Origin of the sequence: Pseudomonas sp. MWU12-3103b, assembly GCF_023100615.1 — a bacterium.
GTDB lineage: Bacteria > Pseudomonadota > Gammaproteobacteria > Pseudomonadales > Pseudomonadaceae > Aquipseudomonas > Aquipseudomonas putida_A.
The window spans coordinates 134,607-149,436 of the sequence record NZ_JALMEY010000008.1 but is presented as its reverse complement, the minus strand read 5'-3'; the positions used below and the strand labels follow the sequence as shown (position 1 = coordinate 149,436).

12 protein-coding genes are annotated in these 14,830 nt (G+C 49.8%); 5 read left to right on the top strand and 7 right to left on the bottom strand.

Annotation, left to right across the window (positions count from 1 at the left end; genetic code table 11):
• The first annotated feature begins 156 nt into the window (after positions 1-156).
• Together M0808_RS14505 and M0808_RS14500 are read left to right on the top strand one after the other, a co-directional pair.
• Positions 157-1,908 carry a patatin-like phospholipase family protein gene (locus tag M0808_RS14505; RefSeq protein WP_247841642.1) on the top strand — a complete coding sequence of 584 codons (1,752 nt, stop codon included), beginning with the start codon at positions 157-159 and terminating at the stop codon, positions 1,906-1,908.
• Positions 1,899-2,396: a hypothetical protein gene (locus M0808_RS14500; RefSeq protein WP_247841640.1), complete on the top strand. Its 498-nt coding sequence runs from the start codon at positions 1,899-1,901 to the stop codon at positions 2,394-2,396. Before M0808_RS14505 ends, M0808_RS14500 begins: the two co-directional genes overlap by 10 nt.
• 85 nt (positions 2,397-2,481) lie before the next feature.
• On the opposite strand, the gene M0808_RS14495 is transcribed toward M0808_RS14500, so the two are convergent.
• The 6 genes from M0808_RS14495 to M0808_RS14470 form a co-directional block, all read right to left on the bottom strand.
• Positions 2,482-3,039, bottom strand: a complete 558-nt coding sequence (locus M0808_RS14495) for a hypothetical protein (protein ID WP_247841639.1) — start codon at positions 3,037-3,039, stop codon at positions 2,482-2,484.
• The gene (locus M0808_RS14490; RefSeq protein WP_247841637.1) at positions 3,036-3,509 is read right to left on the bottom strand and encodes a hypothetical protein; all 474 of its coding nucleotides are present in this window, start codon (positions 3,507-3,509) and stop codon (positions 3,036-3,038) included. Before M0808_RS14490 ends, M0808_RS14495 begins: the two co-directional genes overlap by 4 nt.
• A gap of 342 nt (positions 3,510-3,851) precedes the next feature.
• Positions 3,852-4,076 (bottom strand): DUF2188 domain-containing protein, encoded by a 225-nt coding sequence (locus M0808_RS14485; protein ID WP_247841636.1) that lies wholly within the window; start codon positions 4,074-4,076, stop codon positions 3,852-3,854.
• Between the two features lie 329 nt (positions 4,077-4,405).
• Complete coding sequence (locus tag M0808_RS14480; protein ID WP_247841634.1) at positions 4,406-8,482, bottom strand: P-loop NTPase fold protein; 4,077 nt, start codon at positions 8,480-8,482, stop codon at positions 4,406-4,408.
• A 213-nt stretch (positions 8,483-8,695) separates the two neighbouring features.
• On the bottom strand, positions 8,696-8,920 hold the full coding sequence (locus tag M0808_RS14475) for a hypothetical protein (protein WP_247841632.1): 225 nt from the start codon (positions 8,918-8,920) through the stop codon (positions 8,696-8,698).
• 101 nt (positions 8,921-9,021) lie between these two features.
• Positions 9,022-9,477, bottom strand: coding sequence for a helix-turn-helix transcriptional regulator (locus M0808_RS14470; RefSeq protein ID WP_247841630.1), 456 nt, complete (start codon positions 9,475-9,477; stop codon positions 9,022-9,024).
• 417 nt (positions 9,478-9,894) lie between these two features.
• Between M0808_RS14470 and M0808_RS14465 the strand changes: the two genes are divergently transcribed.
• From M0808_RS14465 to M0808_RS14455, 3 genes are all read left to right on the top strand, one after another.
• The gene (locus tag M0808_RS14465) at positions 9,895-10,203 is read left to right on the top strand and encodes a hypothetical protein (RefSeq protein WP_244142285.1); all 309 of its coding nucleotides are present in this window, start codon (positions 9,895-9,897) and stop codon (positions 10,201-10,203) included.
• Positions 10,204-10,323: 120 nt separating this feature from the next.
• The gene (locus tag M0808_RS14460; protein WP_192564431.1) at positions 10,324-10,761 is read left to right on the top strand and encodes a hypothetical protein; all 438 of its coding nucleotides are present in this window, start codon (positions 10,324-10,326) and stop codon (positions 10,759-10,761) included.
• Positions 10,762-12,206: 1,445 nt separating this feature from the next.
• Positions 12,207-12,902, top strand: coding sequence for a hypothetical protein (locus M0808_RS14455; RefSeq protein WP_247841628.1), 696 nt, complete (start codon positions 12,207-12,209; stop codon positions 12,900-12,902).
• A gap of 296 nt (positions 12,903-13,198) precedes the next feature.
• Here M0808_RS14455 and M0808_RS14450 read toward each other — a convergent pair whose 3' ends face one another.
• Positions 13,199-14,371, bottom strand: coding sequence for a hypothetical protein (locus M0808_RS14450; protein ID WP_247841626.1), 1,173 nt, complete (start codon positions 14,369-14,371; stop codon positions 13,199-13,201).
• Between the last annotated feature and the right edge of the window lie 459 nt (positions 14,372-14,830).

Here is a 14,830-nt window from a genome sequence, read left to right as displayed (position 1 = left end):
GGCAGTGACTGCCGTTGGGAATGACGGCGCTCGGCGTCCTTGAAACCTCAGAGTCGTCAGGCGCACGACCAGAAAGCCTAAGCCCCTGCAACTTCCTGTCTTTGAAATAGCCAGGGATATGGCGCCATTAGTTATGAAAAGGTGTTTTTACTAAACATGATTGATGAAATTGAAACGAAGCACGGCGTCAAAGAAATCTTTCTGGTTATGCAGGGAGGAGGCGCAAAAGGCATTGCTCATGCAGGTGGGCTCATCGCGATCGAAGAAGAAAAACTGATCGTAAAGGGTGTTGCGGGTACGTCGGCTGGATCTATTGCAGCGGCGCTTGTGGCCGCAGGCTATTCGGGGAGAGATCTAGCGGATCCTGAAGAGAAAAAGCACATTTTTCTTCGCCCTCCTTTCGGGAAGAAGAAGGGTGATTTGCCTTATAGCAAGCCCACGCAGCTATTCACCCTGCAAGGTTGGCTGATTCTATATTTGCTCAAATCGCTGCCTGGCCTGTTCAAGGGGATTCTGCTCCCGGTTAAAAAGACATGGGGTCTGATGCTCTGGTGGTGCTTCCTCATTGGCCTACCCCTTGGTGCGTTGATCGGGCTGGCAATGAGAGCGCCCGAGGCCTTTGATGCATATTCGACTGGGTTGTGGCAGCTCGTAGTGCTCGTAGCCCCTTGGACATTGGGTTTTCTGATCATCTGCCTTGTTTGGGCGTTGTGGGGGATTACTTCAGTACGGAATGTTCGAAAAATCATCGATTTGACTTTGGCAAGAAAGCTAAAGGAACGCTTGGAGAAAGTCGGCATCAAGAAGGATGGCGATATCACTTTTGAGGACATGGAGAAGGCGGGTTGCCCGTCCCTCAAGATCATCGCCACCAATACGGCGACGGAGAGCCTTGAGCTGTTCTGTGCCGAGCGAACGCCCGACGTTGCAGTTGCAGATGCAGTCGCTGCATCCATCTGTCTACCTATAATCTTTAAGCCGAAGAAGCTGAGGTTTACCCGAAGAACTCCTTTTGATGACCTGCCGATGACTGGGAGGTTTTTGGATGGAGGGCTAGTCTCAAACCTTCCAGCGTGGGCATTGGATGAGGAGAGATTGCTGCACCCAGGTGTCCCTACGATTGCTTTGAGCTTGTCCCCCCCATCGCCGGTAAACAGTAAGTTTTGGATCTCGGCGCTGACAGGCACGGTTGTCAATGGATCAAGCGAGGTTCACACGCGGACGCCTAACAAAATTCTGACTGTCGCGCTGAGTACGAAAACAACACTTCTGGATTTTGATTTACCAGCAAACGATGTTTACAAGGAGGTTGCAAATGCGCGAAGCAGGGTCATGCAAGAGCTTTCCATCGCGCTTCGAGGGCCTCTGGTTCTCCAAGAGGCTGTAGAAGGGTTGTATGGGGAATTACAAAAGGTATTTTCACTTTTCCGTGGCTCTCTTTATCGCGGGCATGCAAAAGATCGTCTACGTGTGGCAATTGCGGTGCAGCGCGGGAACTCCATGAAGTCACTGTCAACAGCGTTTACCTATGGTTATCGCAAGGATGACCCCGATGAGCGGTTGACAGTCTTGATCAAAGATAGCCACCCGGGCGCTGCATGGCTGGGAAGGGAAGTCATTGCCGACGATCTAAAAAATGGTGTTCGACCACGTCACACAATTTCTCCATCGTCGTGGGCAGATAGGACGTGGATTCTCTGCCTGCCTATCGTATTCGACGCGCAGCCAGGTCAAAAAGCACGCCCCTTCGTCTTCATCATCGACTGCAATTTGGCTTTCGATCGGGCATCACCTGATTTTGAAGACCTGTACAACGAATTTTGCACTTTCATTACCCTTACCGCAGAGCGCTATACTGGAAATACGAATTTAGCGCGGTTTGCACAGGGGGCTAACACATGGCTTTAAAAGTTAGTTTTTCGAGAGGATCCTCCAGAATCCTCAGTGACACTGAGATTGATCAGGCCAATGCCAAGCTTGATAAAATTTTGTCTCCGAATTTTGGCAAGGGCAAAATTCGGGACATGATTGCTGATGGGCTTGAATTGAAGCGTTTGAGCGAAGAGCTTGAGTCCGGTGTGAGCGGAGATGAAAGGGCTGAGCTGGAAAAGGCGTTCTATTCCTTGGCCGGTAAGATTCGTGAGGAGACCGACGCTCTCGTTGAGAAAAACGGCAGGGAGCGATCTGCCACGGGCGTAAATGGCGAGACAAATATGTCCCCAGAAGGTAGAGCGCAGGCGGAGCCTCATAGTCGTCCTTCCAATGGGCGACCTGCGATGGTGATCCATGTTGCGGGAGATAACCGACTCCATGGCGTGAGGGTATCCTTGCGAAACGACGCCCGCACCGACGAACCTTCTCATGATAGTGAGGAAGGGTATATGAAGGGGCGGTGACCTACGCGTTAACAGCGCTTTCGTCACCGTACTCTTCTCTGCTGCTCAGGAATGGGCTTAATTTCTTGGTATTTGACAAAAAATGCTAAGCATTGATGCATTGGGCGGGAGCAATTTTCTTTGAAGTTGGATACCAAACCCAGTTTCTGGAATTTTTTTCCGTGAAGTGGGCGAATACGAGTACATAGTTCGTGATGTTTTCTTTAAATATCGTTTCGTACGTTATTTTTAATCTCAACCCCATTTGAACTGTTGACGCTTGTGGCCTGCGCGCCTCAGGCGGGATCGAGTCGTACAGTCGATTGAATGCGTCGTTTTTTTCGTTGAAGTCGGCAGGTTCGGGTGAAGCATCATACAGGCAGTAGTTGCTTTCTTTAGCACCTATCAATGCGCTTAATTCTTCTACGGAAATAAGCGGAAAAAAACCCTCCGTACCAGCCGGGATAGTGAGTTTTCCGGTCTCGGATGACTTGTAGTAGTTGCTCTTTATTAGTTTGATTTTTTTTGACTTTGCAAAGGGCGTATTTTTGCTTTCGTTAATGATATCGATAGATACGTTGAGGGCGGGGATTTCTGATTTGTTTTCTATCGTTGTGCTTAGAAAATTCTTGCCATCATCAACAATAAATCGCAAAAAGCTCATTCCCTTAATTGTATCTTTGTTGGGTGCGTAGCTATTAAGTATGCGTCTTGTGGCGAAGAACCGTATTTTTTTGAATTTTCGGTTGTTGAGCTATTGCGCGCACTGCTTACCGGAAGAAGGCGATTGACGAGTTCGTCAAATACGTGCCGCTTGCAACTGTTTGTTTCTTTGATTGCGTCTAGCACTTGATGTCGCAGAACGCCGACATGAGATTCCTGTGAGTAGTCTGCAGCCAAGCCAATTTTTGCATCGCCTAATTTTTTAACAAGCGCTCCTAATTTTGCATCGATCGACCCTTTCAACTCAGCTTGGTGATTTGATCCAGCAGTCTGGGCTTCAACGCAGAAATCTACCGCCATTTTGCGGATCATGTCCAAGGCATCAGTTTCTTTAATCGCGGCTTGTTGAGCGTTGATAGGTGTAGCAAAAAAAATAAGCAATGTTGTAGTGGCAAGAATAGTAAATTTCATCGTCCTATCTTTTTAAAAGTTTTATTTTTCAATCGAGCTTGCTCTTTGTAACGGCAAACAAAATACTTACTTGAGTGGTGCGTCTGAAAAATATGAAAGTGTGAGAGGCTTGGGGGCATATTTCAACGCTTGAGTGCCTGGGAATCCAAAGTACTTTAAGTCAGCCCCGCGATGGGAGTGACTATCAAGCGGCGGTGAAGGTAGAGCTCAAGAGCGGCAATCATAGGACGTTGGAGGTGTTTTGAGCTCAAGCTCGGCCCGGTCACTATTCAGTAGGTATGAGGCGGCAGATTGAGGGAGAAAGCCCTAATGCAGGGCTTTCTCAAAGCAACAGCGATATGATCAATCTGCACTACGCCAATGATCTGGCTTACCGATATCGGTATTTCTCACCCGGGCGATATTGGGTTTGTGACCAAGCTCTTTCGCTTTATCAATAGCCTCTTTCTGGGTTGGGAAGGTGCGGTCGATTAGCTTTGTGCCACCGGCCAGCTTCAATTGGTATCCGGTGATTGCGCTACCTTCAGGGCGGCCTGTTGGCTGCGGTTCTACGTATACGTTAGGCATTTTTGAATCTCTATAAGCGCCGAATTGGCCAGACTAATATGTATCAGAGCTGGCACGAGCCACAATGGATCCAATCGTATGCTTAGGTCTCATTGACATCAGATATGTCACACCGCCCAGATTTCGAGCTATTGTTGGGTTTGAACGCGAACTTAGCGATTCAATCCCAGCTCTGCCCGGATCTCTGCGTGCCGATGCTTTGAGGACTCACCTGCTAATCCATTTCGGAAAAGTAACGGCATTGAGTGCAAATTTAGTCAAAATTATCGTTCTCCTGACCAACCTGGCGGCCCAACTCGACGATGATTCAAGTTTTCCGGCTATTCACATCATTGCAAGTTGTGCCACCGCTTCTGCAATCCTGTCATGAGGCGGCTTGACCCGAACGATTTAGCAATAATCGTCAGATCGCTTTCAGATAGGTCACCAGGTCTGACATCTTTCAATACGGCATCGGTGCCAACGGTTTTAGCCCAGGCGGCCATGAGCCCTTTGGCAGTTTCAGAAGCCGCGTTCGGAAGTTCGCCTAGCAGAACCTTGGCGTACTCCAACTTTTCTTCTTGTGTCTGAAGACGTCTGTTGATTTGGGGGCGCAAGGTGCTGACTGCAGCCCAGCAGAGCGGGCTATCGGGAATTTTGAGGAGGTGGATGGCTAACTGCGGTACCTCCTTGGATTCTTTTGGATCTTGGTTGACTTGGACTATCTGTGTGAATACGCGCCTGCGTTGTTCATCGTTGATTTCGTTACTATGCAGCAGGGTTTTGAGTTCGGCGAATGCGCTTCCTTGCAGCGCACGACACCAGACTGTCAACGCGAGATCAGGATCTGCCGTGTTTCCAAACGAGCCTTTGAGCAGCACGGCCTTGGTGGTTTCAAGGTAATCCGACATTGGAAGCTCGGGAATTAAAGATTTCCAGGTTTTTTCCAGCAGGTTGACCTGTTGCTCATTGTTGAAATTAACAGCTTCAGCTAAACCGGATATCTGGTTGATCGACAGTTGTTTGTCACCATTGCTCAAGCAATCTGTCGCTTCTTCAGGCGACTGCCGCCATACAAGGCACGCCGTTTCAATTAGCTGAGGATGTAGGGTGGCTGGCACAATTTCTGTATTCAGCATGCTCTCCATGGATGCAAGCGTGTGGCGGCCAACAAAACCTGGGGACGTTTCTGCGAGCTGTCTGGCCTCCATAAAAAGTGAGTGTGGTGCATACCCAGTTGGAAGGAGTTCCATGGAAGGCCAGCGCCCGCTGAAATAGCGGTGCAGCGATTCGAATGTGTTTTTAACCGCTCTAGCGCTACTGAACAGCTTTTGTAGCGAGGGGCCCAGGAGGGAAGGAGAGGCGTGGATAAATACTCGGGAGAACCCTGGGATCACCTGCGCCAGATAGCTATCCCAGTTGTTGACATTGGCCAGCAGCACCTGCAGAACTCTATCCAGATGAGTTCGTAGCGAGTCATCACTCCAGTGCTTCTGCGAAATGCTTGAAGTGGCATCTGCGTAGAGCGATCCATCCTCCTCATCGAGCTCTGCACGATTGATAAGCTCTGTTAGGTGCTCGGCGAGCAATTGCCGATCTTGTTCGGTCAATTTTCCATAGGACTCGAAAAGAGAAACGCGACAGATGCTTGGGACATTTTCGAGAGGGTAATTGATCCATCGTTCTGCCACTCTGCTGAGCGAGCGCGTCTCATGGATAACAAAGGTGCGGAAGACTTCAGCTGCGTCCTGTTCGCACCCGTCAATTTCAGCCAGTGCAATAGAAAAATCCGCGTAGGCTTCGTAGTGCTCTTCATTGAACAATGTTCTGCGCATTGCACCTAGGTCTACGACTAAGCGGAATGCGTGTTTGTAGTCGAGAGAGTGTTCATTGAAGTCGGCTACCCGACTGCTGAATCTGCAGAGACATTCCAGCAGTTGTTCGTCATCAGCTAGCGAGGCGTACCGCTCCAAGGCCACGATTACGCAACCAATCATCTCTGGAGCGGCCATCGTGGAGAGATGGGTGATTTGTTCCCAGAGCTTTTCACGGCTTTCTTCGCCTTCACCGGCCAGACGCTCCCAAACCGTGTTAATTCGATGTGCAGTCAAGGGCATGTCTAGGGTGTCGAGCGGCTCAGCGTTGTCGTCAGCGTTTTCTTCAAAAAGATGGAGTGCTGCTGTGAGCTGACTGACATAGACCGTTCCAATTTCAGGAAGAAGCAATGTTTCGTAAGCGTCCATCCATTGTTGCAGGCTCATGAAGGGGAGGGTGTATGAACTTGATGCTGTAGAGACAGTGCGTTCACACAGCCATTTCAACAGCAGTTCTTTCGCATGTCCTGGCAAACCTGTTTCGGCAAATACAGAGAGTGCGATTTCGACCGCCTTTGTGGCCATGCTTATCGCTTCAGTGATGTTAGGAGTCTGGCCACTAGGCAGGCGCATTGTGCTCACGCTCCCGCTGGTGAGCAGTTCGTCAATAAGTACGGTGGCAATGTATTGCTGGTCGACGGCGTTGGCGACAGCGGTGATTCGTCCAATCTTCTCAACGCCAAGCATTGACCGGAGCTCCCCTGAAGTAACAATGTCGTTGCTCAGGACTCCAAGAATCAAATTTCGGGTACGTGGTGGCAGACGGTCGATAATGTCCGCAACCACACGCATGGCGTTGAATTTGAGAGCTTCCTCGGTGCTATGGAGCTCGCTGAGCATACCGTGTAGCAACTGCACTTCCTGATCGCTGAGGTACTCATTCGCGCGCGGGGAAAGGGCTTCCAGGAAGCTCTGAGTATCACCGGAAACCAGAGCGGCATAAATCCGAGTTGCGTGGCCTCCGTATTGCCGGGTAACGGAGTCCTCCGAGAGCAATAACAGGCTTTGCAAGGATTCTGGCCAGGGAGTTCCTACCAAGCTCGCCAGGAACTGACGAAGATCTCGGCATCCCTCAATAAGTACTGTCTTTTCATTTTCGTCCTGTGTCACATACCGCTTGAGGACGTGATGGGCGTCCAGAGGCTCGTCTTTAAACGGTGTTTGTCTGACCATGAGATTGGTCAGACGCAACAGCAGTTGAGGGTCTTCCTGCAGATCTCGATAGAACGCTGGAAAGCTCACGCGTGCAGCACTCAGTGCGCCAAGGGCGATCGGATGTTTGGTGACTGCCCCTTCGTGCAGGCCGCCGGGGCGGTCGCTGCCAATCGCGTCGAGTTCTCGGGCCTTGGCGAGCCACCAGGTTTGCGTGAAGGCATTGACGATTTGGAGAGCATTGCGGGGATCGGTAACGTTAACGTGAATCATGCGATCGACGACCTGTTCAACCGATGCGCCTTTGTCCGCAATCTCCTTCACCAGATCCGGGAATGATTTGAGCTTTGAAAGTGCAAACTGCCTCATATCGTTTCGTGGAGGAGGGGGAATCTCCAATCGGAACTGGAAGATCCGGTCGAGATAGCGCCTGGCGTCTGTCGGGTTGAAAATGGAGCCTGGTTGTTCGGGGTTACCGCGTCGACGTGAAAGAGCATCAGCAACCTTGCCTTCATCACAGGAGATTACGAACACCAGGCCCAGGTTTTCCGGGAGCTTGTCTGTAGGGATTTCCATGAAGGTTCTGACGGCGTCCAGGCCTAATACCATCTCTTCCGCAGATAGACGATCGAGGTCGTCCACGAATATGACGAGGCGTTCGTAGGGAACTGCGTTGTCTTTGGCAGGCTTGAATTTACGCAGTTGCTGGAGCAGTAACTCCTCATATTGTTCAGCGTTGACGCTAGGGAGATGTACTCGGGTGATGGTATTGAATGGATTGACAGTGGAGGGCTTCATCACCTTGATGAGATAGGCGTAAATGCCGCTGACTGCCGCGATGAAAGACGACTGCGTGATCCCATTATCAAGTGGCAACCATGCCAGGCCGGCGGTGATAAACATGAGAAACACAATAAACGCGATTGCGAAGGCGGGCGCCGGCGCTGCCCAACTGATTAGGTGTTGTTTGATCAAGTCACCGATCGGTTTGGCGACTGACTCCGTATGCGTCACATTTCGATAAAGATCGTCGTGCAGCTTGCTTTCATCCCCGCCAAGCTCAAGGAAGACATGTCTGAGCAATGCGCGTTTGATGTCTTGCTCTTTCCCACCAAAACGCCAGGCATTGAATGTGATGCTTTTGAAGCGTTGACTGCGCGGGCGGCGGCCACCGAGAGTTGAGGTGTCATCAGCCAAGGCTCGTGTGTAGAGCTCTTTAACTGAGCTTTTCCCTGTACCCCAACCACCCAAGAGACCAATGCTGAACGGTGGCCGATGCCCTTCGTCCTCAATCAAGCAGCGTAAGGCTTGAGCGTAATGCCGGTGTCCGAAAGCATCTTGATCTTCTGTCTCGATTTGACGATCCAGTACGGCAGGCATTGAGTTACGAGAATCTAGCATTCGATCATCCCTAATCTCATATGGCGTTTAGCTATCTTGAGAGGAGCTTACTGCGCTCTGCAGATAGGAGCCAGTAATACGAGGAGGCGCAACAATCTATAAAATTGCCATGAGGCATGAACCGAGTATCAAGCAGATTTTTTTACATGGCTGATTCAAGTCTTCGGTTACTAAGGCGCCCTGCGAGAGGAGATTGGCTGATTAGATCTCTACCTATAAGAATGATGAACCAGGATCTCCCCCCAGCCTCGCGATCCCCTGCTTGATATGCCCAGCGTTCTCACCAATCCTTTCAAGTGCGCCACGTGCATTGTCACAAGCTTCAGATGACCCGCGCTGCTCCTCCAGCAGCACAAGCTCCATCAGCGCTGCTTCGATCGCCAGTTGGTTTTCGTACAGCCTGGCCAAAATGTCTGGAAGGGAATATTGCTCGGCCATGATTCGACTCCGTTCGGATAGAGAGCAAAAGCATAGCAGTGGTTCGAAGATGGTCTGGATTGCCTGGCGGGCGAGGGCATAGACAAGAAAGAGCAAAAAGCTCAGTCCGAGCGATTCCAATGGCGCTGAACGGTGGTTTTTGCCATCCCCAGCTTAATAGCTACTTCAGCCCGCGAAAGACCTTGCTCCTTGAGCACCCGGACGGCCTCTCGTGCTTGGGCTGCTGCCGTAATCCGTGGGTGAACGGGTTGTTCAATTTCCACCGGGATCGATCCCTTCAACAGCTTCAGCGATTTCAGATCCCTTTCAGCATTCTTCAGGATCTCGCCGGCGCTCATATCGTCCTGCACTCCACATACGATTGCCATCAGCGCAACAGGACTGATCTCCAACGCGTCGGCGAGCTCAATGATGGCCTCCAGGCTTGGTGAGGTCTTCTCATTTTCGATGCGACTGACATGTGATTGATCGACCTTTTGGCTCAGCGCTTGCTGCGTGAGATCACGTTTTGCTCGCAAGAGCTTTAAGGTCGCGGCAAATGCGGTGCGGACAGACATTTTTCCGTTCCGTAAAAACAGAGCTGTATGCCGCGATTGCCATGATCCACTCAAATGTATATATTCATAGGAGTGGATCTAATGGCTCGTTAGTGCAGCGACACGCTTTGGAGGCTCAACGACGTGACTATCGTTGGTCATTCAATTTAGCTGTAAATCGAGATCAAGATCGGGAGTCAGATCGAATCTGTGCAGCGAACGCTCATCAACTGAGCCTCTGCTCCATTGCTTCGCCTGGCCGTGCTGTGTCCATCAAACATAATGCGTCAACGGCGCCCATCCGAACGCACGGCGGGGGCGGATGTGCGTGAACCACGAACCTCTATTTTTAGTAAAGAAGGGCGGTCTGAATGGTCGATGGTCTCGGCGAGATTTTGCGTGATAGGAGCGTCGCTACCCTAGTGACAGTCCGGCTTGATGATTGATCAACAGAGTCTTTCATGTGTCCCGGCAGCCGTCGCTGTGGCGATGGAAAAGGACTTCGGAGTGCCCGTTACGGCGTACTTATTCGCCGCCATCGACAGTCCACCTGTTCTGATGGGAACGGTTTACGGCGATACCACTGGGCGATTTCGCGAGGGAACAAGCATGCGGACGTCGAGGATCATAGGCGTGCTGTTCATCGATGGTTATTCGCTATTCAGAACCATCGCCGGCAGCCTCTACGTGGTGGTCAGCTGGATACCTGGAGGAAGCAATATTTATATGAATCGCGTTTATCACTGAGTATTTTTTGGCTAGATGCTTTTTTCAACAACTCGCTGCGGCAATCAGGTTGGCGAGGGTAAGGGCACTGTGAAAGAGCTCCTCTTCGCGTGCAGGGTAGAGCGGTAGGTTTGATTGGCAATGGAAAAAATGAGCGTTACAGATGTTGAGTTGTTGGGGGATTTGTTTTTTGGGCCGGCCACCGTCTTGGGTGGTTCAGGGTTAGACGACGGGGCACTGAAGCAGGCCGCAATGGAATCATTCCCTGAAAAGCGCAGCTGCGTGGTGCGTGAGTGGATGCTCCTCGATTTGATGCTTGAGGATGAGTGTCAGCGGGAGATGAGGGGCCAAGGGTTAGTACCTACCATCCTGTACACCCAAAATCTGGTGTTCGACAGCGCCCAAAAACTTCCTGAGCGAGGCCTATTCAGAACGCATTTTGCGACCTCTGTAGAAGGTTGCTTCTTCGAAACGACCGATACGGTTTTCGTACTCGCTGGCAGAGGCAGTCGTAAGTATGCAAGTCTTTGTGCAATCAGCGCACTGGACTTGGCCATTAAGATGCAACCGATACGCTAAGCCAAGCAAGCGCATCAGTTTGAACGCAACGAGACAATTCGACACTTTCAGGCAAGCAGACAGCACGTCCAAACAGGGTACAACGTAAGCGGGACATTGACCGTGATGACCATGACACCGTCGGGTCGGAGGACGGGCATTTCCGACGACTCGGACTTCACTCTGCTGGTGTCCTTCCGATGCCGCGCGGATACGAACTGAGCGACGCTGCGCTAAAATCGCGCGATGTGAACAAGTGATCAGGTCTATTCGATGGATGAAGCAACAATCTCTCGCCTACAGTGGCTGGACGAGTCGGCCAGCGAGCACGGTTGGAACAATCGCGAGGAAATTAACGCGAGCGTGAGGTGCATCTGCAGCGCCTGCGGCCAATGGTCAGAACCCGCCCAAATCACAAAGTGGTACAACGAAAAGCACGCCTGTTGCCCTTACTGTGGGCTGACCGGCGTTGTTGTTGGCTCCAAGTCGGGATTGCCGCTTGAGGAATACGAGAGCTGTCGAATTCCTGAGTAGCGCACCACCAAACAATTCGCTCGTTGAGCAAATCCAGAACCCGCCATTGAGCGGGTTTTGTCATTTATGAAACAGAGGACGAGCCCATGGTTGGCATCCAAATGCCGAGGGATTTATTCGAGCCAATCCCGGAGAACGGCTCGAAGCACTTCCTGAATGAGTGCCTGCACCATTTTTTCAGCAAGAAACTGGGCTGCGGATTTAAAGCGGCTCTTTTGTCGCATGGGCATTTCCTTCTCCATTGATTGAAATTTCAACAGGGCTATCGAGGCAGCAACTGTCAGAGCTGTTGCCGTCATAACGTGTTGAACAGATGCAATGGTGAAGGCAAAAAAACCTGCTTTTGTGGCAGGTTTGCATGGTTTTCACGTCGAGCGTGAGTGTTCCAGGATCAAGTTGTTTTCAGGTTCTTCGCTGGGAGTGTTGGCTCATTCAGATGACTCACCAAGGCCTCGCGTAGCGTCTCCAGAGCATCCTGTAGGCGCCGCTTCTCCCTCGGATCATCTCCCGTCGGCACAAAGCTCTCGCAATGCCTGATCAATGCCTCACAGTCGTTTGCATTCAAATCCAACTCAATCATTTTGAATCCGCTCCCGGTGCGCTTTGAGATGTTCCATTTTCCGTACCCATAGTCGTAAAAAGAGTCGCCAGTCACTTACATATCGTTCCTGGAGGAAGCGGTTTGCAAATACGCTGGATAAAAATTCTTATCGCGTTCGGACTAAAGGGTATTGTAGTTCTTAGGCTGGCCCTAGGTGCCGCCCGAGTGTACTTTTGCGATCGATAGCTTTTTATAAGATGTAGAAATATTTGAAAAGATGCTGCATTCTAGAATAAGTTTTGATCATTAGGTGAAGCGCTTCTGTTATACTTTTTAAGTAGAAGGTGGGGTTTCTAATGGTTAAATTTTGCCAAATAATTGAGATGATGTGATGAAAAAAGGAAATGAAGCTTTTGGCGGCAAAAAAGATGATTGTGCAATTCGGCGCGGTTGGGTTCCTGTGGTTGTTGTGGTACTGGGTGTTTTGGGCTCTCTTGGTAGTGTTGGATTCTGCTTTTATGTGTATGGCTACTTGTTGGTATTGATAGCTTCTCTGATTATGGCTCTTTCGTTTAGCTTGGGGGTTGTTGGTTATTCTGTGTATTCTTTTCAAGGATCTAAGAAGGCTTGGTGTGGGTGGCAGGGGTTGCTGAGCATTGCTGTTAGTTTTTTTTGTAGTTTTTTGTTTTTGTTAATTTTTTTAAGTTTTGTACTCTGTTTTAAATATTTAATATCCATGGTTTGGTCTGGCGCAACAGATACTTTGCGATTTTCTTTGTTGGTGGGTTTTTTTACTTTGGTTGTGGGTGGATTTCTTTTTTTAGTACGTTTAAAGTGGAGAGCTACCTATGGGCTTTCTGAAGTGGGGGTGGGTTTTTTAATTGCTTCGCATCGAGCTTATGGGGAGCAAGTATTAAACAATGTAAACTCCGACTTTTATCTTGCGGTATTGGTCGGAGGGATTTATCTGGTGGTTCGAGGTCTAGATAATTTTTATCAAGGGAGAGAGCTTGAGAAAGACCCTGTGATGAAGTTGATTTCTTGGGTGAGATCCAATGCGCCAATTACGAATTTCGAAAAAAATTAGGGCGGGCATGGGGAGCAAAAAAGGGGTTAAACTGTCGGAAAGAAAGCGCTGATATGAGTCAGTGATGCAAGAGGTATTTGGATCAGACTTAACTTAGCGGAGAAGGCATGGGCCGTGCCTCTCATCAACTTGGTCATCGATAGCTAAATGTGCGTTTGTAACTTAGCCATGCTGCGAGGACGGCGCGTATCCTTCGTTTCAGCGGTGCTTGCACGACTGCGAGGAAGGCAGAGCTGCGCCAATTTACTGTGATGGTGGCGCGGCCTGCCTTGAATCGACCTTTCTTGACATAGCTATCAGGTGGCAGGCTTCTGAGGATCGGTTTCGATCGACCTTTTGACCTCCGCTGCCATTTCGGGTTTTAGCGGCATCCGGAGGGCCTTGCTGTTTTTTGTGACAACACAGTAAGCCGATTTGGCTGGCCAATCTTTGAGTTCGGTTTTGATCAGTTTTTCTGGGCAAAGCAGCAACACATCTCCGAAAGAAAAGAGTGGAAATGCGGAGGCTAGAGGATATTTGCGCACCGTCTCCACAGTGCCCCAAACCTCAGGATCGAGATCCTCTTTCGCATAATTTTCGGTCAGCAAAAACTTTGCTGCGGTATGGTCGCGGACGTTCATCATCGAAGACGCCGTGTACACAATGGTCAGAGGGCCTCCTGGAGAAGCGCCAATGATAATGACCAGGATTACGAATGCTGCTGCCAGACACTGCGAAACACGTTTGAAAAGATCGGTTCTGCTGTCATAGAAAACGACGACAGGGATCAATGTCATACTGGCGAAAACAATGGATATGAGATTTAGCTTGATTAAGGCTTCGGGCGTATCTTCACCGGAGTAAGATTTAAGGATGAGGCTGACAGGTAGTACGGTTGATAGGACAGTGCTGATCAGAATGCATGCCAGCATGACCAAAAAAACGACACGTGTTGCCTTGTTTTTTAATTTTCCAGGTGAGTCCGTCGTTGCGCAACGGTTTATAGCCTTTCTGAACGTCGGGCTTCTCTGCAATGCCAGAATTGTCAAAATGCCATAGGCAACTACCCAGATCAGCTTATAGCCATCGGTGACTTCTATACCTCTAAATATCGTCACCATCAGCACTGCTATTCCGAGCAGTACCGGTAAAAGAAGCAGTTTCATCACGTCAACTTGGAGGTCTGGACTTTTGTTGAAAAGTGATACTGAGAGCCCGAATAGTACACTCGTCGTCATGAGAACTAAGAAATAGGCCGCGACTAAGAATGCGATTACTGCGAGCCAAAGGAGCAGTGCTGATTTAGCCTCAATCGCTGAAGCCATCAAGTCTGGACGACCGATCGCTGTCGTATAGGCCGATATCGTATAAAATCCCAAAATGGTACCGAGACCACCCAAGATCACACTGATTGGTGCCCAATAGGTGAAAATCCGTTTGATGTTTTTCTTCAATGCCGCTTGGAAGGTCAAAGGCCTCTTGAAGGTCATGAATAGGTTCCTTGCAAGGATTTAAATGAGGGGCATCCGAGCCTGCTGGCTTCACAGGAGTGATCGAGATAGCAAAACCGAAAGCCTGATGGGCGCTGTATCGCCCGGCGCTTATTTTGCTTGATGAAAATTTATTTTTTTTTCGCCCCTTGAAAATTTTTTTGTGCGACGGATCTTTATATTTGAGGACAACAGAAAAGCAGCGATCTTGGCGCCTCTCCGTTCACCGGTCTTCCTGGACAACCTATGTGGTTTTTCGCTGTTGCTGTGCTCTTGCTTCTGGCTTTTCCTTGCGACTTATCTTGGCTGACGCCGGTGTATGGCGGCCTCATGTGTACAGCAAAATCGTCCCTTAGCGGCTGAAAGCCGCTGCTAACCCGTTTGATTTCAAATTCACGGTCTTTTTTTTGAAAAAATACCCGTGTCGGACAACTTCGTGCGAGTCAGTCCGCAGATCAA

Coding starts and splice junctions, on each gene's coding strand:
- M0808_RS14505 (WP_247841642.1), top strand. CDS start 157: ATGATTGATGAAATTGAAACGAAGCACGGCGTCAAAGAAATCTTTCTG.
- M0808_RS14500 (WP_247841640.1), top strand. CDS start 1,899: ATGGCTTTAAAAGTTAGTTTTTCGAGAGGATCCTCCAGAATCCTCAGT.
- M0808_RS14495 (WP_247841639.1), bottom strand. CDS start 3,039: ATGAGCTTTTTGCGATTTATTGTTGATGATGGCAAGAATTTTCTAAGC.
- M0808_RS14490 (WP_247841637.1), bottom strand. CDS start 3,509: ATGAAATTTACTATTCTTGCCACTACAACATTGCTTATTTTTTTTGCT.
- M0808_RS14485 (WP_247841636.1), bottom strand. CDS start 4,076: ATGCCTAACGTATACGTAGAACCGCAGCCAACAGGCCGCCCTGAAGGT.
- M0808_RS14480 (WP_247841634.1), bottom strand. CDS start 8,482: ATGCTAGATTCTCGTAACTCAATGCCTGCCGTACTGGATCGTCAAATC.
- M0808_RS14475 (WP_247841632.1), bottom strand. CDS start 8,920: ATGGCCGAGCAATATTCCCTTCCAGACATTTTGGCCAGGCTGTACGAA.
- M0808_RS14470 (WP_247841630.1), bottom strand. CDS start 9,477: ATGTCTGTCCGCACCGCATTTGCCGCGACCTTAAAGCTCTTGCGAGCA.
- M0808_RS14465 (WP_244142285.1), top strand. CDS start 9,895: ATGATTGATCAACAGAGTCTTTCATGTGTCCCGGCAGCCGTCGCTGTG.
- M0808_RS14460 (WP_192564431.1), top strand. CDS start 10,324: ATGGAAAAAATGAGCGTTACAGATGTTGAGTTGTTGGGGGATTTGTTT.
- M0808_RS14455 (WP_247841628.1), top strand. CDS start 12,207: ATGAAAAAAGGAAATGAAGCTTTTGGCGGCAAAAAAGATGATTGTGCA.
- M0808_RS14450 (WP_247841626.1), bottom strand. CDS start 14,371: ATGACCTTCAAGAGGCCTTTGACCTTCCAAGCGGCATTGAAGAAAAAC.